Origin of the sequence: Wolbachia endosymbiont (group B) of Gerris lacustris (genome assembly GCF_964028355.1) — a bacterium.
Taxonomy (GTDB): Bacteria; Pseudomonadota; Alphaproteobacteria; order Rickettsiales; family Anaplasmataceae; genus Wolbachia.
Map to the genome: position 1 here is coordinate 1,596,175 of NZ_OZ034761.1, position 21,484 is coordinate 1,617,658.

Genomic DNA, 21,484 nt, shown 5'->3' on the forward strand with positions numbered 1-21,484 from the left:
GAATTGTGTTCACTTGATGAGCACAATTCTATAATCGGAGATAAGGTAGTGAGAAATGCCTCTTGACATTTGATAAACCTAAACGTAGCCTAAAACAATTTAGTGTTTATTTATGACATTTGTTCAATCACTTAATAATCAATTAGATAATTTACAATTATTAAAACACCCGTTTTACGAATCATGGAATGAGGGTAGCTTAAGCCTGCAGGCTCTGCAAACCTATGCTAAGGAATATTATCACCACGTTGCTGCTTTTCCTCGTTATATCAGCGGTATACATTCCTTATGTCCGAATTTGAAAATGCGGCAAGTTTTGCTTGGTAATTTAATAGAGGAAGAACAAGGCGACGAGAATCACCCAGAGTTATGGCAGCGTTTTGCTGAAGGGCTTGGAGTTGCGCGATCTGATCTCCGTGAAGGTGCAAAGATCAAAGAGACGCAAGAATTAGTTGACGGTTACTTTGATATTGTAAGATCAGGTTTTGCAGAAGGTCTTGGAGCTCTGTACGCTTATGAACGTCAAACTCCAGAGGTTTCTGAGTCTAAAATTGAAGGTCTGAAAAAACACTATTCAATAAACGACGAACGTTCTCTAAAATTTTTTACCGTTCATATGGAAGCTGATGAGTGGCATTCTGAAGAATGTGCAAACCTTATTGCAGATTTAAGCGAAGAAGAGCAAGAGAAAGTCATGCAAGGCGCTGAAAAAGGAGCAAAACTCTTATGGGGCTTTCTTGACGGAATGATGAATGTTAACGTGTGTCATTAGTTATAAATACTAGGTTCAGTGGTAGCATGTAATCTTCTTATATCTGATTTACGGCTTTGGGTTCATTTAGGATGTAGCGCAGAAGAGAAATTTTCTCCCCAATTGGTGAGTATTGATATTGATTTCACTTTTAAATCTCCTCTTTTAGGACTTACAACTGATCAACTTAAAGATACTATCTGCTATTTGGAAGTAGTGCAGAATATTCAATCCCTCGTTCAGGGCAAGCAATTTAATTTAATCGAACATTTAACTCATGAGATATACAGAGCCATTAGTAACCTTTTGCTGCGAAAGAAGCATATTATTTCTTCTGTCAAAGTGACTACTCACAAAATCGCACCACCAGTTCCTGGTGTGCATGGGGGCGTTTTTTTTACTTACTGTAATGAATTGCAAGAATGATCTATATTTCTATTGGATCAAATATAGGAAATCGCCTTTCCCATTTACAAAAAGCTACTGAGTTACTAAAGAAGAGCTATTTAAAAGACTTAAAGTCTTCGATCATTCTAGAAACTAAGGCTATTTTACCAAATGGTGCTCCACCTGATTGGAACAAGCCATTCCTCAATATGATTGTCTATGGAAGTTGTTCTTCTTCTCCTGAGGAGCTACTAAAAGGCTTAAAACAAATCGAATGTGATATTGGTCGTCCACAAGTCTACGAAAAATGGGCACCTCGTGTTATTGATTTAGATATTTTGTTATGGGATGATCTAACGCTTGATATACCTGACCTTAAAATTCCTCACCCAGAATTAGTAAATAGACCATTTTTGCTCCACTTGATGGCAATGGTTAACAAAACATTTGCTTTCAATGTTCAAGACTGTTTTTCAAAGAGTTTTACGATTTCACCAAAGCTTATGGGTATTGTCAACATTACCCCTGATTCATTTTCAGATGGTGGTCTTTATTATGATGCGAATCGAGCAACCAAGCAGGCATTGCAGTTGGTATCAGATGGTGCAAGCATAGTTGATCTTGGAGCTCAATCAACAAGGCCTGGAGCTTCAATACAGACGCCAGAGGAAGAATATGAACGTCTAAAACCAGTACTTGATAATCTTAGCGATTATATGAAAATTGGTGATATTAAAGTCAGCATTGATAGTTTTTGGCCAGACGTTATTTTGAACGTTTTGAAGCACTACAATATTGCCTGGGTAAATGATCAGAGGGGAGATCTGAATAATAATACCTTAAAAGAAGTTGCTAGCAGTGGGTGTAGTATCGTTATTATGCATTCGCTTTCGATACCAACACATAAGGACAACATTATTCCATATGACACTGACCCAATTGATACAATAAATCATTGGGCAGAGAAGAACATTAACAGACTACTAGATCTGGGTTTTGATGAAAATTCAATAGTTATTGACCCTGGTATTGGTTTTGGTAAATCTATGTATCAGAACATTCAGATTTTACGCAGTATAGAAACTTTACAAAATTTTGGCTGCAAGGTTTTAGTTGGCCATTCTAGAAAGTCATTTATTTCTTCTTTTTCCACAGAGCCTGCCTCTAATAGAGATTTAGAAACAATTGCTACATCTGCTATACTACAAAATAAGATTGATTTCCTTCGAGTGCATAATGTACGCGACCACATGCGATTTTTTGTAGCCCAAGCTGCCTTACAGGGATGAAGATTATTGGAATTATGGCTGTTGACCCTAATGGGGTAATTGGAATAAATGATGATTTGCCCTGGCGTTATCCAAGTGAATTCAAACATTTTTGCCAAGTAACTGACAAACAAGTTATTGTGATGGGAAGAAAGACATTTGAAACCGTGCCTCAGAGTATACTAAAGAATCGTACACCTATTGTTTTCTCCCGTAACAAGTGTTTTAATAGAGGCCCAAAATGTACTGTTGTCTCTTCCATGCAAGAATTTCTGTCAATTCAAAGTAGTTCTCAAGTCTTTGTGATTGGTGGGGCACAAATAGCACACCTTTTTTTAGAGCATAACCTAATCTCAGAATTTATTATAACTGAAATGCATAAAACTTATAAAGGTGATACGTATTTCAATTTAGCACTTCTTGACGAATGGAATAAAACTATTCTCGCCAAAACAGAAGACTATACTATATGCAATTGTGTACGTTCAGCAGAGTAGTAAAATAAGGTAGGCGAGAAAAGACAACTATCAGTGCATGACACTGGCTCCTTTATGATGGTCAGTGCCCAGAAACTGGCATCCAGTTAAATTTATGGATCTCAGTGTTAGCTACTTAAGTAACAGGGGAGAGCTACTAAATGACATCTTCAATTTCTGTACAGCTACATCGCAAGAAAGGAAGCACTGGCTTTCACATTAGCAAATTCCCTGAATAGATGCATACAATTTAATGCATAATGAAGTGTGACCTTAGCCAAAAAAAGCAGCAAAAAAGTTAACGCGTTCTAGACGTAACTTTACTAAGTACCATTTCTCTTAATTCTTCAGTCAGTGTGCCACTATCCAAAACACTGTTATGAGGATCATCTCCATATATACACAGATCATCACGAATCTTAATCGGATTACCATTTAATAATCGATCATCTCTCATTGCATTTGCCAACTGTGCAGGAAGTGGTATTAATTTGTCTCTTGCGTGATTAATAATTACTATTGGCGTTTTTTCATTTTGTGACTTTTGTGAATTATCTACTATATCAAAGTCTAAATCGAAGGCTTTTAGTATTCTTTTTAGTAGGAATGAGGGCAGTATACTCAAAATTTTCGTCTGAGGCATTGGAAAATGCTCTATTGCTGTATGAAAAGAACTAAAAGTGCTAGTGAAGACAATTCCTCCAAGTTTAACATCTCTATTCGCAAAATGCCTTGATACTTCTGATGCAACTGCTCCTCCAAAAGAATGACCGAAAAGTATAATATTTTCGGGTTTCACACCTTGATTTATTAGTTGATTAATTTTCTCTATTGAAGACTTGAATAAGTTTTGATTCTTATTTAGAAACGGAATCATGAGTAGCAATATAGATAAAAAAACACAAGCTGAAGCTGATAAGACTGCTAATCCAGCTGTTCTAGCTGTTATTGGATTAGTGAGCAGTATGACAGTAGGTGGCAATATTGATGCTAGTAAGCATACGAAGCTGGTTAAGGCATAAGTTATATAATTTTGAAATGCAGCCGGGTATTTGTGTGCATGAGTGTGAAAATTAGGTATATCATGGTGGTGCATGAGCTCAGATTGCATATCTTTACAGAATGTAGTTGCATTTTTATAATTATCCCCTAGTCCATGAAAGAATATAAGATATATTTCGTTAGGCATTATTCTCGCTATAAAATACTTTCAATTATATACTATTCTTATAATTTTGCTAAGCTTTTTATATATTAATACCAATTCCCGCTATACAAGCAACGAATAGACAATAATGGAAAAAAAGCCATACTGGAGTAAGTAAAATAGCGAGGTTTAGATGGCATTAAGATCAAAATTATTGGATGAAAAAGTGGTGGAATCAGCAAAAGAGATGCTGAAGAAAGTAAGAAATAATGCGTATGTTGCAAAAAAACTAAATGCTGTAATTGCAGCAAAAAAGCACAGTATAACAGCTGTAGCAAAAATATGTTGCATTTCGAGAAAGGCAATTACTACATGGATAAAGCACATAAAATTTGGAAGAGAAGAAAAATTATTTTCTCCACCTCAACGCCGTAGAAAAACTATATTGAACCAAAGTCAACTTGAACAAATTGAGGTGTGGATAGAGGAAAACCCCAATATTACTATTAGAGAAATGAGAATAAGAATCCAAGAAAGATTTGGTTTGAATATCAGCAAATCCACAATACATCGTAATATGCAAAGAATGAAATTCTCATATATCACACCAAGACCAGTTCATAGTGGACAGGATAAAAATAAGCAAGAGGAGTTTAAAAAAAAACCTCAATGAAACTATTGTCATGCATTCTGAAAAAGAGCTATTTTTCTTCGATGAATCACGGTTTGGTACACATTCAAAAGTTGGACATGGGTGGTTTAAAAAAGGCAGTAGGACACAGGTTAAGGTAAAATTAGGTAGGGAAAATTTTTATCTCTATAGTGCAGTTAATCCCAGAAATGGAGAGAATTTTAGCTTATTTGCACCAAACGTCAACACTGCTTGTATAAATATATTCCTTGAACAGATGTCGCAATATTTAGGAATACGAAAGGCTTTTCTCGTGATGGATTGCGCTAGTTGGCATAAGTCAAAAAGTTTAAAGATACCTAAAAATATCGAAATTATATACCTACCACCATACTCACCTGACCTCAATCCTGTTGAGAGGTTTTGGTTATATATAAAACAGAACATTTTGCGCAATAAAATCTACGATACAATTGTTCTGCTTGAGAGCGCTTTGTGTAAATTTATTACCTCTCTTTCCCCTTCCACGGTTAAACAACTCTGCAATGCTTCTTATTTGGTTCATTAATAATGAGAGTTGGTATAACACCAAGAGATAGGGAGGGAAGCTTTGAACCACAAATAGTCAAAAAAAGGCAAACAAGCCTACATCCAGAACTTGAAGCAAAGGTCTTAAGCACATATACCAGTGGCATGGGATACAGAGATATAGCTTCACATGTTGAGGAAATATATGACCACAAAATATCAGCAGCAGAGATATCTAGTATTACCGATAAACTGCTACCAGTAATCAATGAATGGCGCAGCCGCCCACTGCAATCAGTGTATCCAATAGTATTTATGGATGGCATGTTTTTTAAGGTCAAGGAGGACGGACATTGCATAAGTAAATGTATGTATAATATATTGGGCATAAATCAAAATGGCAGAAAAGAAGTATTAGGTTTTTATTTGGCTGAAAGTGAAGGAGCTAACTTCTGGTTGGGAGTACTAAATGACCTCAAAGAAAGAGGAGTAGAAGATATTCTAATTGCCTGTATTGATGGGCTAAAAAGCTTTCCTACCGCTATAAATAGTGTATTTCCTAAAGCAGAAGTACAGCTATGCATAGTGCATCAGATAAGGAATTCACTGAAGTATGTATCTAGCAAAGATGTAAAAGTTTTCATAAATGATTTGAAAAAAATATATCGTGCTTCAAGTAAAGAGATTGCTGAGAATTATTTGCTTGAGCTGGAAGAAAAATGGAGTGAAAAATATCCCTTGGTTACAAAATCATGGCAAAACAATTGGGAAAATTTGTCTGGTTATTTTAAGTATTCTGGACCAGTTAGGAAGCTGATTTACACCACCAATCCAATTGAGGGATTGCATAGACAAATTAGGAAATTTACTAAAACTAAGGGCTCATTTACTAATACAAATGCCTTGTACAAACAGGTATATTGTGCTATAAAAAAGGTAGAGCAAAAGTGGACTACAGCTTTGCCTAATTGGTCATTAACTATGTCTCAGCTTGACATTTTCTTTCCCAACAGACTGAAAATTGAGTTGAACTAAAAATGCGGCTTGACACAGTTTATTTAACACTCCCGTCGAGTGAGGAGGGGCAACCTTCTTCACTTAGATAACGAGCTATTGCCTTTACCTTTTAGAAGAACAAGATGCTCTTCTGACCTTTCTTCCTTACTCAACTTTGAAGCTGCATCACCAAAAGAAGGTTTCTCTACTATATGCGTGTAAGAACTTTTAACTCTACTCTCATTATCAGGTACTGTAGTAGCCCACAAAAGCTTTTTAATATAATCTAACATATGCCACCTCTTACCATTAACTAAATATCAGTATGCAAACTTTGCTATAACTAATCAATAACTAAATTTACTCCAAATAAAATGAGCTGCTAAAAAGGTATAAATTGAGATTAGGTAAAGCTTTTGGTATAATATCTAGTTAATTTTGAATAGGCAGGTGATCTTAGCTACAAAGACGTTCTTTACCTCATTTATTTTTGGGCTCATTCTTTTTCCCTATTTTATAAAACTTCTAAAAAAGATGAGTAAAGATGGACAGCCAATCAGATCGTATGGACCAGAAAGTCATTTAATAACAAAAAAGAATATACCACCTATGGGTGGAATAATAATACTCACTTCTGCTCTACTACCAATTCTGTTTTGGAGTCAATTAACACCAGAAATTTCATTGCTGATATTTATAACTCTATTTTTTGCTCTACTTGGATTTATTGATGACTGTTTAAAATTAAAGGCAAATCATCACCAAGGTTTAAGTGCAAAAACCAAAATACTCATTCAGTTTGCCGTTGCTCTGGTTTGTATGTCTATACTTAAGCTACAAGCTACTGAAGGTTTTACAAAAACTTCCCTGTTTCAAGAAGTAGTAATCGACTTTGGCTATCTATATATTCCATTTGCTGCATTTGTAATTGTCGGCTCTTCTAATGCTGTGAATCTTACAGATGGCCTAGATGGCCTTGCTGCAACTCAAGCTATTACTTCCTTTGCTTTTTTGGGGCTAATTGCATATATGACTCAAGCAGATGTAAATATTACTTTATTCTGCATCGCATTTATAGGGGCCATTTTAAGTTTCTTATGGTTTAACACACATCCAGCAAAAATATTTATGGGTGATGTTGGAAGCCTATCAATCGGTGCAGTTTTAGGGTTAACTAGTGTCCTAATTAAAAAAGAAATGCTTTTTGCTATTATTGGAATAATCTTTGTAATAGAGACTTTGTCTGTGATTACTCAGGTATCATATTTTAAATATACGAAATTAAAATATGGAGAAGGAAGAAGAATTTTTCTTATGTCGCCAATACATCATCACTTTGAAAAGAAAGGATGGTCAGAAAATACAATCGTTATGAAATTTTGGATAATCTCTATTGTTTATTCGATTTTTGCTTTAACTTTCTTATTATAGGAATTATGAAATATCCAGACTTTACATTAGAAAATACACTGTCAGGAATGATAGCAGGAGTAGATGAAGTTGGAAGAGGCCCGCTTGCTGGTCCAGTTATATCTGCAGCTGTAGTATTTACTGATAGGAACATAATTATTGATGGTATTAATGATTCAAAAAAATTGACTCCTAAGTGTAGGCAAGTTCTATGTGAAAAAATAACATCTGTTGCAAAATTTGGTATAGGAATGGCAAGCGTGGAAGAGATAGACTTGTACAATATCTTGCAAGCAACAAAGCTTTCAATGAAACGTGCGCTGGCAAACTTGGATCTAGAACTAGATTATGTTTTGGTTGATGGTAACCAACCACTTGAAGTAAAATGGCAAACAAAATCCATAGTGAATGGTGATAGTTTAAGTATATCAATTGCAGCCGCTTCAATCGTTGCAAAAGTTACAAGAGATCGGCTTATGGAAGAATTGCATAATAAACATCCTCAATATAATTGGTATAGAAATAAAGGATATGGAACAAAAGAACACCTCAGCGCTATTGGCCTTTATGGAATAACGAAACACCATAGAAAGAATTTTGCACCTATACGGACACTTTAATCACTTACCTTTTTTGAAAGGCATACTTTCATTAAATAGGCAAACTGTGCTTGATCCGTTTCTTAAGGTAAATACCGAACTTACTCTTTCGACTATTAGATAATCATCAACTGTACGGAAATTTATCAAGGACTCATACCCTGCAGAATCAACCATAAAAACTGCTGGAAAATCAGAATTTATTTTATTGAATTGTAGATATGTAAATCTTCCGTCATCAAAAACCTTAATTGGTATTATTGATTGACTGCCTTTAACGTGCGAGATGGAATAGTTAAAATTCAAGCCTTTCTTTATAACCTCAACATCACTTATATCAGGGATAGTGGTATGACTAGCTTGCTCTAGAATATCACCGTTACTCGTTGAATAAATTTCATCACTGTTGAACAGTGGATAAAGAAACCTTACTTCATATGCTAACCTTGGATCATCTAGTCCGGTTGCCTCTTCAGCGTGAAACTCGAAATAATAAACTCTTTTATTGGTAATTATAGTTGCATTAGTATCCGCAATATCATCTATAGGCTTAATAAACAATCTGTTACCTTGAGGAAGAAGTTGCCAACCAGTTGCATCACCCATTGAAAGATTCTCTATTATCTCCCCTGGCTCAAACAATATGCTGGATTGATAACCATAAAAGCCCGTGTACTTATGTATAGCCTGTGGATTATAATTCATTACCTTTATGTGGTTATCACCGGCTATTGGTCGTGCTTCCTGTTTTGCAAACACATCACTACCACAAAAAAATAATAGCGCAGCAAACAGCAACCTAATCATAGTATCAAAATAAACTAGTCTTCATCTTATCATTGATAGGCATGCACTGCAACTGTTAAGCAGTACTATAAACCTCAATTATAAATTAGAAAGAAATAAGTCAAACTTTTTGAGTATTTTAGAACTACAGAAGCTTCAATTGAGTTTGGAATTCTGCCATTTCATTTCGTAAACATACCAATAATTTTATCCACTATTCCACCCATATTTGCTTCAGCTTGAGTATGCGCTATTTTACCACCGTGTAAAATTAATTTAGGATCTGCACCAGGTGATATATTAACAAATTTACTACCAACAACCCCACTGCTAGCAATTAGAGCTGAGCTATCAACTGGCAACTTTATATCTCGGCTTACGCACATATCGATTCGTGCTATGTAGGTAGCTTTGTCAAGCGATACACCAGTTATGCTTCCAATTTCTACACCAGAGATCTTGACACTATCACCAACCCCTACACCGTTAGCATCAGTAAAAAGGCCATGTATTTTATAGCAATCCTTATAGTTTCTCTTTATGTAAGATAGCTTATTAATAGCGAAGAAGACAAGAAAAATAGTGAAAATTAATACAAACGATCCAGCAATTATTTCAAGTATATTTGACCTTCGCATCTTTAATTATTAGGATTCCAGCTTTCATAGTAGTTTTTCACCTTTTGATTTGGGTAGTATGCACCTTTCGTACCTGTTAAATTAGGAGTTTTTCTTTTGTTATTATTAACTGGTACTGCATTATTAGTATAATGCAGCCATATATGCCATTCTGGAGGAATTGTTGTGGGCTCAGAAACATTACCATATATTACCCATCTTTTCCCTTTACTTGACTCATAGTAAGAATTTCCGCTTTCATCCCTACCTATAAGTTTACCTTTTCTCCTTAATAAGTTTGTTACTGCATTATAAATTTTAGATAACATAAAGGTATTAAAATAAAAAGTATTATATATACTAATACTTTAACGATGTATTAACAACAGTTTAATGCAATTACCAATTCTACAAGTTATTATACCAATAATTGCATCGATGTTCTGCTTTCTTACCAGGAAACATAGGGTGTCCTGGTTTATCTCTTTTTTTACAACGGCAGCTACTTTCTTTATTTCATTAATGTTGCTAGTGAAAACATACAATGGTGAAATTATAACTTATTATCTTGGAGATTGGGCTCCTCCATACGGAATAGAGTTGAGAATTGACATATTGAACTCCTTGATTCTAACTTTGGTGAATTTTATAGCGCTGATTAGTGTGCTTTATAGCTTTCATATTAATGAAAAAGAGATTAGCAAAAACAAAATCTCTGGTTTTTACTCTCTATTTCTACTGTGCCTAAGTGGATTACTTGGGATTTTAGTCACAAATGACATATTCAATCTTTATGTCTTTTTAGAAATTTCATCTCTTTCTTCTTATGTTTTAGTTTCAATGGGAAGGGATAAGAAAGCTTTAGTTGCAGCATTTGAATACCTCATTAGTGGTACTCTAGGAGCAACATTTTACTTGTTTGGCATCGGCCTTTTATACTCTATGACCGGAACGCTCAACATGTCTGACATGGCTGAAAGAATAGTACCATTATACGATAATAACATCATAAGACTTGGTACATTATTCATTTTTGTTGGTCTCTCAATCAAAATGGCACTGTTTCCACTCAGCAGATGGCTGGTTAACGCATATAGTGAAGCACCTAGCTTCATTAGCATATTTTTTTCAGGTACAGTAACCAAAGTGATGATATATGTTTTTATCAGAATCTTTTACACTGTTTTTCAGCAAAATTTTTTCTTACCACTAAGCAACGTGATGATCATCCTTGCGCTTTGTGCTGTTGTATTTGGATCAATATCTGCAATGATCGAAAAAGATATAAAAAGACTGTTTGCTCACTCCAGTATCAGTCAGATTGGCTATATAATTTTAATGCTGGGTTTAAATTCAAAAGCAGGTTTGTTTTCAGCAGTTCTTCACATAGTAAATCATAGCATGATAAAAACGTCTTTATTCATGACTGCAGGGTGTATTTCTTATAAGTTTGGTATGACAAAAATAGAAAATTTATCAGGACTAAAAAAGTCAATGCCCTATACAACACTTGCATTTACTCTACTTAGTTTCGCATTAATCGGTGTACCTTTGACAAATGGCTTTGTAAGTAAGTGGTATATGATGAAAGCAATTATCGAATCTCATGCATGGATTTCCCTCGCAGTTTTTGCTGCTGGCTCTTTTCTTGCACTAATATATATGTGGAGGGTGGTAGAGAAAATGTATTTTGAAAATAGCGCAGCATCAAACGCTGGAATGACACTTAATGAGGTACCATTACTTATGCTCTTTTGTCTATTATTTATGGCAATTTTAACAGTAATAACTGGGATATATAGTAGTCCAATTCGGTTGGTAATTAATAAATTTGCTTTTTGATTTTCTTATGTTTTATTGTATCTAAAAGTCTGTAAAGTTTTCGCTATGGATAAGCTGAAGAAGATTCACTTATTATTAGTCATTAACGTAATAGCTCTGTTTTGCGTTGGCATTGTTGTTCAATATTCTTCTGCTGGAGGAAAGTGGGCTCCATTTGCAATTCACCAATTGGTCATATTCTCTTTCTTCCTTTTGCTTGCTATAGCTATGTCATTTATAGAGCTAGATTTTTATTTGAAGCACGCTTATTTTTTTTACATAGCAGCAGTAATTGCGCTGTTAGCAGTAAATTTTTTTGGCTCGCATATAATGGGTGCAACGAGATGGATAAGAATTGGGTCAATTAGTTTACAACCATCAGAATTTGTAAAAGTGGGCTTAATACTTGCACTTGCTCATTATTTTAATAAACAAAGTGTGTATAAAATGATGAAATTTCAAAGTTTATTTAAGCCACTTATAATTATTTTCTTACCTGTATTCCTTGTATTGAAGCAACCTAATTTAGGAACAGCTGTAATAATATTGTTTATAGGAGCATCAATTATATTCACAGCAATAATGGAAAGACCTCATTTAATAATTTTTGGAACTCTTGGCATTTTCGCAATACCAGCTATTTGGCCTTTTTTGCGCCCTTATCACAAGCAAAGGATATTATCATTTTTGGATTCATCAGTAGATCCACTTGGAATAGGTTATAATGCACAGCAATCTCAAATAGCTATTGGTTCAGGAGGTTTATTTGGTAAGGGATTTGTTAATGGGAGTCAAACTCAACTTGGATTTTTGCCAGAGAAACGCACAGATTTTGCTTTTGCGGTACTTAGTGAGGAATGGGGGTTCTTAGGCAGCATGGCTTTGATTTTACTCTATACCACATTGCTTGCTATAATATTCTCCATTGCTTACAGGTCAAAAAATTACTTTTCTAAGTTAATATCTATCGGGGTTTTTGCCTTTTTTAGTGCTCATTTCTTTATAAACATTGGAATGACAATAGGCTTCTTACCTATAATAGGTGACCCACTTCCATTTCTATCCTATGGCGGAAGCACAACTGCTGCGAGCTTAATATGTATAGGATTGCTACTTAGTTCCGTGGCATCTACAAAGAACTTAAAGCTAAGTTTCCGATTTCACCCATAGAAAGAGCTTAGACAACCATCACTCTGCTAATGGTTAACGTTCTTCAATGAGAATCCCATTTTACGGTGCTTAAATCTATTCCTTCTTGTACCATTTCCAAAAGTGGACTCATCTCTCTTAGCCGTCCAACATTTTTAGTAACAAGATCTGCTGCGTATAGAACTTCATCTTTAGTTGTAAATCGGCCAAGGCCAAATCTAATTGATGAATGCTCAAGATCGTGGCCATTGTTTAGTGATCTTATAACATAAGAAGGCTCAAGGGATGCAGATGTGCATGCAGAACCAGAGCTTACTGCTAAATCCTTGATTGCCATGATAAGAGACTCACCCTCAACATAAGGAAAACTTAAGTTAAGGTTACCTGGAATCCTATTTTCGTAGTCACCATTTAAAACAACATCAGGAAATGCCTCTTTTATTTTGTTGTACAAAATATCTCTCAACTCTTCTAATCTGCTTGCTTCTATTTCCATTTCTTTTTTAGCGATACGTGCTGCTTCACCAAAACCAACTGCAAGGGGAGTAGGAACTGTTCCAGAGCGCATGCCTCTCTCCTGTCCACCACCACTAATTAGTGGCGTCAACCTAACACGAGGATTTTTTCTACGGACATATAATGCACCTATTCCCATAGATCCATAAATTTTATGGCTAGAAAGGCTCATAAGATCAATGTTCATTTCATTTACGTCTATTGGAACTTTTCCAAAGCTTTGGGCAGCGTCTGTATGAAAAAATATATTATGCTTTCTACACATTGCACCAATTTCTTTGACAGGTTGCATTACTCCGATTTCATTATTTGCCATCATCACTGAAATCAGAATTGTTTTATCAGTGATTGCCTTCTCAAGCTTCAACAAATCTATAATTCCGTTTTGCTTAACGGACAAATATGTAACTTTAAAGCCTTCATTTTCCAGATGTCGACAAGAATCTAAAACGCACTTATGCTCCGTGCAGACAGTTATTATATGATTTCCCTTATTCTTATAAAAATGAGCAACACCTTTGATAGCCATGTTATTTGATTCGGTTGCACCCGAGGTAAAGACGATTTCTTTGCTGTCTGCATTCACTAAATCAGCAATGTGCTTCCTTGCTTTTTCTACTGCTTCCTCAGCTGTCCAACCAAATGAATGACTACGAGAGTGTGCATTACTAAACTCACCAAAATAAGGTATCATCACCTCCAAAACACGAGGATCTACTTTAGTAGTAGATTGATAATCGAGAAATATTGGTAATTTTATTTTAGCATTGCGTATTTTTTCCATATTCATAGTCAGGTTTCAGCATAGAAGTTACAATATTTAGTAGCACTAAAGCTTAATTTTTTCAAGATATAATCTTGCCTAAACGCAAGTTGTCAGCGCTCTCTCCTACGTTATTCCACTGTCCCTGTAATGTCATTTTCTATGATCAGTATTTATGCAGCTAGGTCGAATACGCGCTAGGTAACCCTACTAGTGCTAGCAGCTTCTTGACGCCCATCCATTAAGACTGCTACTCCATCAACTTTAGTACTGGGCTTTAACATCATATATGTAGCACTACCAACTGCTAGTCCTGTTGCTATAACTGCAACCACTGCTATTGGTGTAGAGGGTTTTGACTCAGCTGTAACTATTCCAGTTGCAGAAAGTGCTTTCGCTATTAAAACACCTGATAATGCAGTTGTACTACCGGCAAAAAAACCTTTCGCAATTGCTGATGTACGTTGTTTTTCCTCTTTAGCTAAATTCCTAGAAGCAGTTCTAGCATGATTTTTCACATTAACATAGGAGCCTTCACGTTTTTTTGGCAAAGTAAATACATAATCTCTTCGAATAGCCAAAAATGCAGGTGGCATTCCATATTCATCTTGTATATTAACATCCGCACCGTTTCTTACGAGAGAGTATACCACGTCTGCATGGCCATTCATAAGAGCTAAATGTAAAGGTGTCCATCCCTCCTTATCTTCTTGTTCATTAATCCTGATTTCATCTTTTTCCAACAGAGCATCTACTACCTCTTTATAACCATTTTCAGCAGCTAAATGTAAAGGTGTCTTTTTATTTTCATCTTTTATATTAACATCTATCCCTTTTGTTACTATTAAAGCCTTTGTCAAGCTCGTATAGCCTAACTTAGCAGTTAAATGTAATAATGTGAATTCATTATCTCCAACTTCAAATTATAATTTACATAAAAATTACTCTCTTCCCACTGTTTAAATACCTCTTCATTGCTTGCCTTTAGCTCTTCTTTTACTTTTTCAATTACGTTCCTTTTATCTAATTTATTATCACTATTAACCGTACTTAATACTTCCCGCCACTGCTGATAATTTATTGTCATAATTTTTACCCCAATCTTAAATAATTTATTTTAATTTTTAAATAATTAAAATAAGAAATCAATATTTATTTTAAATGAGCTTATAATCGAAATTGTGGGTAGCAAATTATTGCCTCTTGAATCACAATGTTCGTATAGCTGCAACCCTGAAGCTACTATCTCTCATCCACTGAAGATATTGCACAGCGCTATCTACTTGATCGTCGTGGCGGGTTTCTGGAAACATTAAAATCTCATACTCAAAATCGCTGAGCCATACTGCTTGGTGTGGCAGAAAAACCTTGCCAGATTCTATTATCGGAACAATCTGGTGGAATCGAGCAAGTTTGCCACCGTGTGGCACTATCCCGATAATAGGTATTGCCTTGAGCTCTTGAATCAATTGCTGACCGCTTGTTTTTGCTTCGATTAAAATTGAGTGTGGCTTCCATCTTGCAGCTAGTGACAGAACTTGTTCTTTAAGTTTTGGATACTCAAGCTTCGCACGGTACACATCGAGTAAATAAAACTTATTATTCACCTTTGTCCAGGTAGTGCAGACACTAAAGCCGCTAGAATCGTTTGTTGAAACAGCAGTGTCCCAGCTCTGAGTTATATGTGAGAGATTGTCAGGAAAATTTCTATAGCGTTTCAACCATTCTTGCTTAATTATACCACTTGAAAGTTGTAAGTTAAAAATGTGATATAAAAGAGATAAGAGGGAAAGATAACCCTACTCACTATAGGAATAGGGCTATCACGGGCGTGTGCGACCGAATGAAAGTTGGTATTACAACCGTAGCCATCAAGGTAAACTAGCCCCATCTCTCGATACGTTTGAATAGTTGCATGGGACATATGTATGCACCCGTTTACAATCTTAAATTAATTAAACTATCGAGGTTATTTATTATGATTACATCTTATCAAAATTTCATTGGCATTGATATCGGAAAATTTAAAAATGTTGCTGCAGCTTATAACCAAAGGAGCGCTATCAAGTTTGACAATGATGCTACTGGTTGGCAACAGTTGTTTCAAAAATTTTCAGATATCCTACCTAATTCTCTAGTAACTTTAGAAAACACTGGAAAATATGAGCTTGGCTTATACCAATTCCCGCTATACAAGCAACGAATAGACAATAATGGAAAAAAAGCCATACTGGAGTAAGTAAAATAGCGAGGTTTAGATGGCATTAAGATCAAAATTATTGGATGAAAAAGTGGTGGAATCAGCAAAAGAGATGCTGAAGAAAGTAAGAAATAATGCGTATGTTGCAAAAAAACTAAATGCTGTAATTGCAGCAAAAAAGCACAGTATAACAGCTGTAGCAAAAATATGTTGCATTTCGAGAAAGGCAATTACTACATGGATAAAGCACATAAAATTTGGAAGAGAAGAAAAATTATTTTCTCCACCTCAACGCCGTAGAAAAACTATATTGAACCAAAGTCAACTTGAACAAATTGAGGTGTGGATAGAGGAAAACCCCAATATTACTATTAGAACCTGTACATGATCTCAAGAAAGGAATAAACTAAGAGATAATGTATATAAGTTAGGATATATGAGGAGTGTATACCCAAGTGATATAAGTCGGGAAAGATTTGAGATTATATTACCAGATCTAGAATCCTGTAGAAAAAAAACAAAACCAAGAAAACTGGATTTATATGAGTTATTTTGCGGTGTACTTTATGTGCTAAAAAGTGGCTGTCAGTGGCGAATGCTACCAAAAGAGTTTCCAAAATGGCGCAATTGTTACGATTACTTCAAGAGATGGAGTAAAAAACCGAATGAAGATAGAGAAAGTGTTCTAGAAATTGTCTTAAAAAAAATTAGTTGGAGAGGTTCGTTTCAACAGTGGTCGGAATACAAAAACAAGCTTCTGCATCATTGATGCTCAAAGTGTAAAAAACACCGATATTGCTGAAGAAAAAGGTTATGATGCCGGCAAGAAAATTTCAGGAATAAAGCGTCATATTGCAGTAGATACGCAAGGTTTGCCACATGCAATTTATATTACTACAGCTAATATCGGAGATCGTACTGCTGCTGTAGAGATGATTTGTAACGCAAGAAAAAATCTTTCCGAAGTTCAAAATATACTAGTTGATGCAGGTTATACAGGAGAAAATTTTGCAACTCAAATAAAAACGACTATTGGTGCAACCGTTGAAGTAATAAAACGAAGTGAATTACATACCTTTGTTGTATTGCCAAAAAGGTGGGTTGTAGAGCGTTCTTTTGCTTGGCTGGAAAAGTGTAGACGGTTATGGAAAAATTGCGAGCGTAAACTCAATACTAGACTACAAATGGTCGTTCTAGCTTTTACTGCCTTGCTCCTCAAAAGATTATGAACAGGCTCTTAGAGAAATGAGAATAAGAATCCAAGAAAGATTTGGTTTGAATATCAGCAAATCCACAATACATCGTAATATGCAAAGAATGAAATTCTCATATATCACACCAAGACCAGTTCATAGTGGACAGGATAAAAATAAGCAAGAGGAGTTTAAAAAAAAACCTCAATGAAACTATTGTCATGCATTCTGAAAAAGAGCTATTTTTCTTCGATGAATCACGGTTTGGTACACATTCAAAAGTTGGACATGGGTGGTTTAAAAAAGGCAGTAGGACACAGGTTAAGGTAAAATTAGGTAGGGAAAATTTTTATCTCTATAGTGCAGTTAATCCCAGAAATGGAGAGAATTTTAGCTTATTTGCACCAAACGTCAACACTGCTTGTATAAATATATTCCTTGAACAGATGTCGCAATATTTAGGAATACGAAAGGCTTTTCTCGTGATGGATTGCGCTAGTTGGCATAAGTCAAAAAGTTTAAAGATACCTAAAAATATCGAAATTATATACCTACCACCATACTCACCTGACCTCAATCCTGTTGAGAGGTTTTGGTTATATATAAAACAGAACATTTTGCGCAATAAAATCTACGATACAATTGTTCTGCTTGAGAGCGCTTTGTGTAAATTTATTACCTCTCTTTCCCCTTCCACGGTTAAACAACTCTGCAATGCTTCTTATTTGGTTCATTAATAATGAGAGTTGGTATAACAATTAAAATCTCACAACAAATTTGTTGTTTCATAGCTTTTATATAATCTATAATTGCAACTGTTTTAAGAGCCTGTTCATAATCTTTTGAGGAGCAAGGCAGTAAAAGCTAGAACGACCATTTGTAGTCTAGTATTGAGTTTACGCTCGCAATTTTTCCATAACCGTCTACACTTTTCCAGCCAAGCAAAAGAACGCTCTACAACCCACCTTTTTGGCAATACAACAAAGGTATGTAATTCACTTCGTTTTATTACTTCAACGGTTGCACCAATAGTCGTTTTTATTTGAGTTGCAAAATTTTCTCCTGTATAACCTGCATCAACTAGTATATTTTGAACTTCGGAAAGATTTTTTCTTGCGTTACAAATCATCTCTACAGCAGCAGTACGATCTCCGATATTAGCTGTAGTAATATAAATTGCATGTGGCAAACCTTGCGTATCTACTGCAATATGACGCTTTATTCCTGAAATTTTCTTGCCGGCATCATAACCTTTTTCTTCAGCAATATCGGTGTTTTTTACACTTTGAGCATCAATGATGCAGAAGCTTGTTTTTGTATTCCGACCACTGTTGAAACGAACCTCTCCAACTAATTTTTTTTAAGACAATTTCTAGAACACTTTCTCTATCTTCATTCGGTTTTTTACTCCATCTCTTGAAGTAATCGTAACAATTGCGCCATTTTGGAAACTCTTTTGGTAGCATTCGCCACTGACAGCCACTTTTTAGCACATAAAGTACACCGCAAAATAACTCATATAAATCCAGTTTTCTTGGTTTTGTTTTTTTTCTACAGGATTCTAGATCTGGTAATATAATCTCAAATCTTTCCCGACTTATATCACTTGGGTATACACTCCTCATATATCCTAACTTATATACATTATCTCTTAGTTTATTCCTTTCTTGAGATCATGTACAGGTTCTAACATTAATCAGAGCCTAAAAGAGTCTTGTTATTAATGGATTACTTATAAAATCTTATGGAAAGTAGAGCTTGGTTCATTTGGCTGATCAGCAACTTAATTGTTATATTCAGCAATATGCAAATAATCTACACCTTTATAAGTGTGGATCTTGAAAAAGAACTTGGGATCACGATTGCGCAAGTTGCACTGGCTAATTCAGCATATACTTGGACTTTTGCTATCTCACAATTTTTTAGTGGGGCAATGTTTAATGTTTTTTCCAGCAAAAAAATTTATTTTCTCTCATTATCGATTATGATCTTTGGGTTTTTTATCCTTATTAGTAGTGACAGTTTTGTCCATCTAATTTTATCTCAATTATTGATTGCAATTGGAGCATCATTTGGTTTTGTTGGAGCTGCTCATATAAGTAGCACATATTTTCCCATTACCCAATTTGGACTGATGTTCTCACTAGTGCAGACAATTTCAAGTCTTTCAGCTTTGATGATTCAAATGTTGTTCTCTGGCTTCCTTGCTGAAGGTATGGATTGGAAGAATTTGATTGTATACGTAATATTATTTGGCGTATCGATATTTGTACTTATGTTTTTTTATCTGAAAGGACTTTCAAAAAAAAGTTTGGAAAAATGCACAATAAAAAGCTCTATAAAAACAGTAATATGTTCTATACTAACGGTGCTAAAATTAAGAGATATCTGGATAACTTCAGTAGTAGGTGCTATTACTTTTGGAACATTTTTAGCGCTTAATATGCTGTGGGCACCAAGGTTACTAAGCAACTTAGAACTAAATACAATGGAGTTAGGTGTGGCAACTGCAATATTGTGGCTTGGTCTTGCAGTTGGTGCTCCAATTGCAGATTTAATCTCAAATCTATTTAAAAATAGAAGGCACGTAATCTCTGCTTTTGCCATATTGCAAGGTATTTCAGTTATTATTTTACTATACGGCAATTTAACAGTTCATATTATATACTTTTGTATGTTAATGTTTGTTTTTTTTGCAGGCGGACATATGCTTAATTTTACTGTTGGCAGTGAGATTATTGAGCAGAAGTATATTAGCACATCATCATCCATTATCAATGGATTTATGTTTGTTATGAGTGGAATTTTAGTGTTAATTTTAGCACTTTTTTCAGATCATCAAATGGCGCTTTTCACAATATTTGCAATGTTAACATTTGCTAGTATTTTTAATTATGCTACAAAAGAAACATACTATAAAAATAAAGTAGCTGAATCTTGAGTCGACTGTTATATTATATTAACATACTATAATAAATTATGACAACAAAAGACACAACAGTAACTAAGGCAACAATAGCTGAATGTATAAACCAGGAAATTGGATTATCGAAAGAAGACTCTATTGCAATAATAGATGATATATTGGATGAGATAAAAACGAGCTTAGCAAAGGATAGAATAGTAAAAATATCTTCATTTGGAACATTTTTGGTTAAAAATAAGAAAGAAAGACCAGGAAATATACCAAAGACATTGGAAAGGGTAGTAATTCAAGCGAGAAAATCAATTTCTTTTAGACCTTCAAAAATGATGAAGAAATTAATAAACAACCGATGAATAAGGAAAAATTATTTTACACAATTGGAGAAGTAGCTGAAGAACTACACTTGGAGCAGCATGTTTTAAGATTCTGGGAAAGTCAATTCCATCAAATTAAACCCATAAAACGGAAGGGAAGAAGACTATATGATCATAAGTGTATAGAGGCAATAAAGAAAATAAAATATATGCTATATGACAAAGGATATACAATAAAAGGAGTACAAAAGGAATTTGGTAACGATGTAAGAATTGATCATTATTCAAGAAATTTGCTGAAAGAACTTACCGATTTAAGAGACTATTTGACTGATAAAATAAATGAAGAAAGTAATAAATAGACGAAAAACACTATAAAGTTTTGTGAAAGTTGATATATCTAGAGATAAGTGTATGTGTCGTATAGCCTTGTTCTTTATATTATCAGCAATACTGATAAGCTGTGGCCTGCAAAAACCTGTACCTGTACTACTTAAAGGCGAAGAATTTTATGGGAAAAGAGACCTAGAGTACACAAGGGAGTATCATTTGATTAAAGAAAATGTTGATTCTTCGCTGCGAAAAGAAAGTAGAAAAGCCTTTGTAGATAAGGTATATAACAATAATGCACAAAGCATGTGTAAATTTGTAATACCGGTTAAAGGTGCAGTTACCTCTTCTGATAAAATATGTCAAGATGGCATAAAAATTACTGCTCAAAGTGGAACAAAGGTTATTGCTTCTGCACCTGGCAAAGTAATATACGTAGGCAAAGGCCTGAGGTGGTACGGAAATTTAATTATAGTGGAACATAAAGATAATTACATGACTATGTACTCCTATTTAAAAAACATACAAGTTGAAATTGGTGATAAAGTAAAACAAGGTCAAGTAATTGGATCTGCAGGTAAATCAAGCACACAAGATAAAGATCCGCAGATGTGTTTCACAATAAGGCATAATGGTCAAGCAGTCGATCCTTTAGTACATATAAACTGTGATTGAA

General features: G+C 34.8%; 23 protein-coding genes and 6 pseudogenes. 18 read left to right on the forward strand and 11 right to left on the reverse strand.

What is annotated here, in order from left to right; all coding sequences use genetic code 11:
* Positions 1-112: 112 nt before the first annotated feature.
* The 4 genes from ABWU62_RS08060 to ABWU62_RS08075 are packed head-to-tail and all read left to right on the forward strand — an operon-like array spanning position 113 to position 2,903.
* Positions 113-772 (forward strand): CADD family putative folate metabolism protein, encoded by a 660-nt coding sequence (locus ABWU62_RS08060; RefSeq protein WP_353288090.1) that lies wholly within the window; start codon positions 113-115, stop codon positions 770-772.
* 18 nt (positions 773-790) lie between these two features.
* On the forward strand, positions 791-1,177 hold the full coding sequence (locus tag ABWU62_RS08065; protein ID WP_353288091.1) for a dihydroneopterin aldolase: 387 nt from the start codon (positions 791-793) through the stop codon (positions 1,175-1,177).
* The gene (gene folP, locus ABWU62_RS08070) at positions 1,174-2,427 is read left to right on the forward strand and encodes a dihydropteroate synthase (protein WP_353288092.1); all 1,254 of its coding nucleotides are present in this window, start codon (positions 1,174-1,176) and stop codon (positions 2,425-2,427) included. The genes ABWU62_RS08065 and folP overlap by 4 nt, the downstream gene beginning before the upstream one ends.
* A complete protein-coding gene (locus ABWU62_RS08075; protein WP_353288093.1) occupies positions 2,424-2,903 on the forward strand; it encodes a dihydrofolate reductase in 480 nt (159 codons plus the stop codon). The genes folP and ABWU62_RS08075 overlap by 4 nt, the downstream gene beginning before the upstream one ends.
* Before the next feature lie 277 nt (positions 2,904-3,180).
* On the opposite strand, the gene ABWU62_RS08080 is transcribed toward ABWU62_RS08075, so the two are convergent.
* Positions 3,181-4,071 (reverse strand): alpha/beta hydrolase, encoded by an 891-nt coding sequence (locus ABWU62_RS08080; RefSeq protein WP_353288094.1) that lies wholly within the window; start codon positions 4,069-4,071, stop codon positions 3,181-3,183.
* 151 nt (positions 4,072-4,222) lie between these two features.
* On the opposite strand from ABWU62_RS08080, the gene ABWU62_RS08085 reads away from it, so the two are divergent.
* A protein-coding gene (locus ABWU62_RS08085; protein WP_353287090.1) for an IS630 family transposase occupies positions 4,223-5,228 on the forward strand; the annotation gives its coding sequence in 2 pieces (ribosomal slippage) (positions 4,223-4,684 and positions 4,686-5,228; 1,005 coding nt in all).
* Between the two features lie 14 nt (positions 5,229-5,242).
* Positions 5,243-6,223, forward strand: a pseudogene (locus ABWU62_RS08090) (IS256 family transposase); the annotation flags it as partial.
* 59 nt (positions 6,224-6,282) lie between these two features.
* On the opposite strand, the gene ABWU62_RS08095 reads toward ABWU62_RS08090, so the two are convergent.
* Positions 6,283-6,477 (reverse strand): hypothetical protein, encoded by a 195-nt coding sequence (locus tag ABWU62_RS08095; RefSeq protein WP_353288095.1) that lies wholly within the window; start codon positions 6,475-6,477, stop codon positions 6,283-6,285.
* Positions 6,478-6,634: 157 nt separating this feature from the next.
* On the opposite strand from ABWU62_RS08095, the gene mraY reads away from it, so the two are divergent.
* Entirely contained in the window at positions 6,635-7,615 is a 981-nt protein-coding gene (gene mraY, locus ABWU62_RS08100; protein WP_353288199.1) for a phospho-N-acetylmuramoyl-pentapeptide-transferase, read from the forward strand.
* Between the two features lie 5 nt (positions 7,616-7,620).
* Complete coding sequence (locus ABWU62_RS08105) at positions 7,621-8,214, forward strand: ribonuclease HII (protein ID WP_353288096.1); 594 nt, start codon at positions 7,621-7,623, stop codon at positions 8,212-8,214.
* Here the strand turns inward: ABWU62_RS08105 and virB9 are convergent, their stop codons facing one another.
* The 3 genes from virB9 to ABWU62_RS08120 all read right to left on the reverse strand — a co-directional run bounded on the left by virB9 (position 8,215) and on the right by ABWU62_RS08120 (position 9,925).
* The gene (gene virB9, locus ABWU62_RS08110) at positions 8,215-9,000 is read right to left on the reverse strand and encodes a P-type conjugative transfer protein VirB9 (protein ID WP_353288097.1); all 786 of its coding nucleotides are present in this window, start codon (positions 8,998-9,000) and stop codon (positions 8,215-8,217) included. It abuts the gene before it with no gap.
* A gap of 161 nt (positions 9,001-9,161) precedes the next feature.
* Positions 9,162-9,617 carry an outer membrane lipid asymmetry maintenance protein MlaD gene (gene mlaD, locus ABWU62_RS08115; protein ID WP_353288098.1) on the reverse strand — a complete coding sequence of 152 codons (456 nt, stop codon included), beginning with the start codon at positions 9,615-9,617 and terminating at the stop codon, positions 9,162-9,164.
* Positions 9,618-9,619: 2 nt separating this feature from the next.
* Complete coding sequence (locus ABWU62_RS08120; protein WP_353288099.1) at positions 9,620-9,925, reverse strand: NADH-ubiquinone oxidoreductase subunit NDUFA12 family protein; 306 nt, start codon at positions 9,923-9,925, stop codon at positions 9,620-9,622.
* 64 nt (positions 9,926-9,989) lie between these two features.
* Here ABWU62_RS08120 and ABWU62_RS08125 point away from each other — a divergent pair, with 64 nt between their 5' ends.
* Together ABWU62_RS08125 and rodA are read left to right on the forward strand one after the other, a co-directional pair.
* Positions 9,990-11,438: a proton-conducting transporter membrane subunit gene (locus tag ABWU62_RS08125; RefSeq protein ID WP_264330659.1), complete on the forward strand. Its 1,449-nt coding sequence runs from the start codon at positions 9,990-9,992 to the stop codon at positions 11,436-11,438.
* Positions 11,439-11,483: 45 nt separating this feature from the next.
* Positions 11,484-12,587, forward strand: a complete 1,104-nt coding sequence (gene rodA, locus ABWU62_RS08130; RefSeq protein ID WP_353288100.1) for a rod shape-determining protein RodA — start codon at positions 11,484-11,486, stop codon at positions 12,585-12,587.
* Positions 12,588-12,630: 43 nt separating this feature from the next.
* Here the strand turns inward: rodA and ABWU62_RS08135 are convergent, their stop codons facing one another.
* The 5 genes and pseudogenes from ABWU62_RS08135 to terL form a co-directional block, all read right to left on the reverse strand.
* Positions 12,631-13,872: an IscS subfamily cysteine desulfurase gene (locus ABWU62_RS08135; RefSeq protein WP_353288101.1), complete on the reverse strand. Its 1,242-nt coding sequence runs from the start codon at positions 13,870-13,872 to the stop codon at positions 12,631-12,633.
* A gap of 170 nt (positions 13,873-14,042) precedes the next feature.
* Positions 14,043-14,516, reverse strand: coding sequence for a hypothetical protein (locus tag ABWU62_RS08140; protein WP_353288200.1), 474 nt, complete (start codon positions 14,514-14,516; stop codon positions 14,043-14,045).
* Positions 14,511-14,708, reverse strand: a pseudogene (locus ABWU62_RS08145) (ankyrin repeat domain-containing protein); the annotation flags it as partial. The pseudogene ABWU62_RS08145 and the gene ABWU62_RS08140, both read right to left, overlap by 6 nt.
* Positions 14,709-14,728: 20 nt before the next feature.
* Positions 14,729-14,932: a hypothetical protein gene (locus ABWU62_RS08150; protein WP_264330662.1), complete on the reverse strand. Its 204-nt coding sequence runs from the start codon at positions 14,930-14,932 to the stop codon at positions 14,729-14,731.
* Positions 14,933-15,053: 121 nt separating this feature from the next.
* Positions 15,054-15,602 (reverse strand): annotated as a pseudogene (terL, locus tag ABWU62_RS08155) (phage terminase large subunit); the annotation flags it as partial.
* Positions 15,603-15,823: 221 nt separating this feature from the next.
* On the opposite strand from terL, the pseudogene ABWU62_RS08160 reads away from it, so the two are divergent.
* The 4 genes and pseudogenes from ABWU62_RS08160 to ABWU62_RS08180 all read left to right on the forward strand — a co-directional run.
* Positions 15,824-16,030, forward strand: a pseudogene (locus ABWU62_RS08160) (IS110 family transposase); the annotation flags it as partial.
* A 73-nt stretch (positions 16,031-16,103) separates the two neighbouring features.
* Positions 16,104-16,421, forward strand: a pseudogene (locus ABWU62_RS08170) (IS630 family transposase); the annotation flags it as partial.
* A 60-nt stretch (positions 16,422-16,481) separates the two neighbouring features.
* A protein-coding gene (locus ABWU62_RS08175; protein WP_353287093.1) for an IS5 family transposase occupies positions 16,482-17,274 on the forward strand; the annotation gives its coding sequence in 2 pieces (ribosomal slippage) (positions 16,482-16,745 and positions 16,747-17,274; 792 coding nt in all).
* A 19-nt stretch (positions 17,275-17,293) separates the two neighbouring features.
* A pseudogene (locus ABWU62_RS08180) lies at positions 17,294-17,975 on the forward strand (IS630 family transposase); the annotation flags it as partial.
* Positions 17,976-18,070: 95 nt separating this feature from the next.
* Here ABWU62_RS08180 and ABWU62_RS08185 read toward each other — a convergent pair.
* Positions 18,071-18,863 (reverse strand): IS5 family transposase gene (locus tag ABWU62_RS08185; protein ID WP_353287093.1). Its coding sequence is split into 2 segments (ribosomal slippage): positions 18,071-18,598 and positions 18,600-18,863, totalling 792 coding nucleotides; the frame shifts between segments, so codons are not numbered across the junction.
* Positions 18,864-18,982: 119 nt separating this feature from the next.
* Here ABWU62_RS08185 and ABWU62_RS08190 point away from each other — a divergent pair.
* From ABWU62_RS08190 to ABWU62_RS08205, 4 genes are read left to right on the forward strand one after another with little or no spacing between them, the layout of a single operon-like run.
* A complete protein-coding gene (locus tag ABWU62_RS08190) occupies positions 18,983-20,179 on the forward strand; it encodes an MFS transporter (RefSeq protein ID WP_353288102.1) in 1,197 nt (398 codons plus the stop codon).
* A 38-nt stretch (positions 20,180-20,217) separates the two neighbouring features.
* On the forward strand, positions 20,218-20,517 hold the full coding sequence (locus ABWU62_RS08195) for an integration host factor subunit alpha (protein ID WP_353288103.1): 300 nt from the start codon (positions 20,218-20,220) through the stop codon (positions 20,515-20,517).
* Positions 20,514-20,840, forward strand: a complete 327-nt coding sequence (locus ABWU62_RS08200; protein WP_012481900.1) for a MerR family transcriptional regulator — start codon at positions 20,514-20,516, stop codon at positions 20,838-20,840. The genes ABWU62_RS08195 and ABWU62_RS08200 overlap by 4 nt, the downstream gene beginning before the upstream one ends.
* A gap of 52 nt (positions 20,841-20,892) precedes the next feature.
* Positions 20,893-21,483 (forward strand): murein hydrolase activator EnvC family protein, encoded by a 591-nt coding sequence (locus ABWU62_RS08205; protein WP_353288201.1) that lies wholly within the window; start codon positions 20,893-20,895, stop codon positions 21,481-21,483.
* The last annotated feature ends 1 nt before the right edge of the window (position 21,484 follow it).

Bases quoted from the DNA above. Each gene is read 5' to 3' on its own strand.
- ABWU62_RS08060 (WP_353288090.1), top strand. From the start codon at position 113: ATGACATTTGTTCAATCACTTAATAATCAATTAGATAATTTACAATTA.
- folP (WP_353288092.1), top strand. From the start codon at position 1,174: ATGATCTATATTTCTATTGGATCAAATATAGGAAATCGCCTTTCCCAT.
- ABWU62_RS08075 (WP_353288093.1), top strand. From the start codon at position 2,424: ATGAAGATTATTGGAATTATGGCTGTTGACCCTAATGGGGTAATTGGA.
- ABWU62_RS08080 (WP_353288094.1), bottom strand. From the start codon at position 4,071: ATGCCTAACGAAATATATCTTATATTCTTTCATGGACTAGGGGATAAT.
- ABWU62_RS08095 (WP_353288095.1), bottom strand. From the start codon at position 6,477: ATGTTAGATTATATTAAAAAGCTTTTGTGGGCTACTACAGTACCTGAT.
- ABWU62_RS08105 (WP_353288096.1), top strand. From the start codon at position 7,621: ATGAAATATCCAGACTTTACATTAGAAAATACACTGTCAGGAATGATA.
- virB9 (WP_353288097.1), bottom strand. From the start codon at position 9,000: ATGATTAGGTTGCTGTTTGCTGCGCTATTATTTTTTTGTGGTAGTGAT.
- mlaD (WP_353288098.1), bottom strand. From the start codon at position 9,617: ATGCGAAGGTCAAATATACTTGAAATAATTGCTGGATCGTTTGTATTA.
- ABWU62_RS08120 (WP_353288099.1), bottom strand. From the start codon at position 9,925: ATGTTATCTAAAATTTATAATGCAGTAACAAACTTATTAAGGAGAAAA.
- ABWU62_RS08125 (WP_264330659.1), top strand. From the start codon at position 9,990: ATGCAATTACCAATTCTACAAGTTATTATACCAATAATTGCATCGATG.
- rodA (WP_353288100.1), top strand. From the start codon at position 11,484: ATGGATAAGCTGAAGAAGATTCACTTATTATTAGTCATTAACGTAATA.
- ABWU62_RS08135 (WP_353288101.1), bottom strand. From the start codon at position 13,872: ATGAATATGGAAAAAATACGCAATGCTAAAATAAAATTACCAATATTT.
- ABWU62_RS08140 (WP_353288200.1), bottom strand. From the start codon at position 14,516: ATGAATGGCCATGCAGACGTGGTATACTCTCTCGTAAGAAACGGTGCG.
- ABWU62_RS08150 (WP_264330662.1), bottom strand. From the start codon at position 14,932: ATGACAATAAATTATCAGCAGTGGCGGGAAGTATTAAGTACGGTTAAT.
- ABWU62_RS08190 (WP_353288102.1), top strand. From the start codon at position 18,983: ATGGAAAGTAGAGCTTGGTTCATTTGGCTGATCAGCAACTTAATTGTT.
- ABWU62_RS08195 (WP_353288103.1), top strand. From the start codon at position 20,218: ATGACAACAAAAGACACAACAGTAACTAAGGCAACAATAGCTGAATGT.
- ABWU62_RS08200 (WP_012481900.1), top strand. From the start codon at position 20,514: ATGAATAAGGAAAAATTATTTTACACAATTGGAGAAGTAGCTGAAGAA.
- ABWU62_RS08205 (WP_353288201.1), top strand. From the start codon at position 20,893: ATGTGTCGTATAGCCTTGTTCTTTATATTATCAGCAATACTGATAAGC.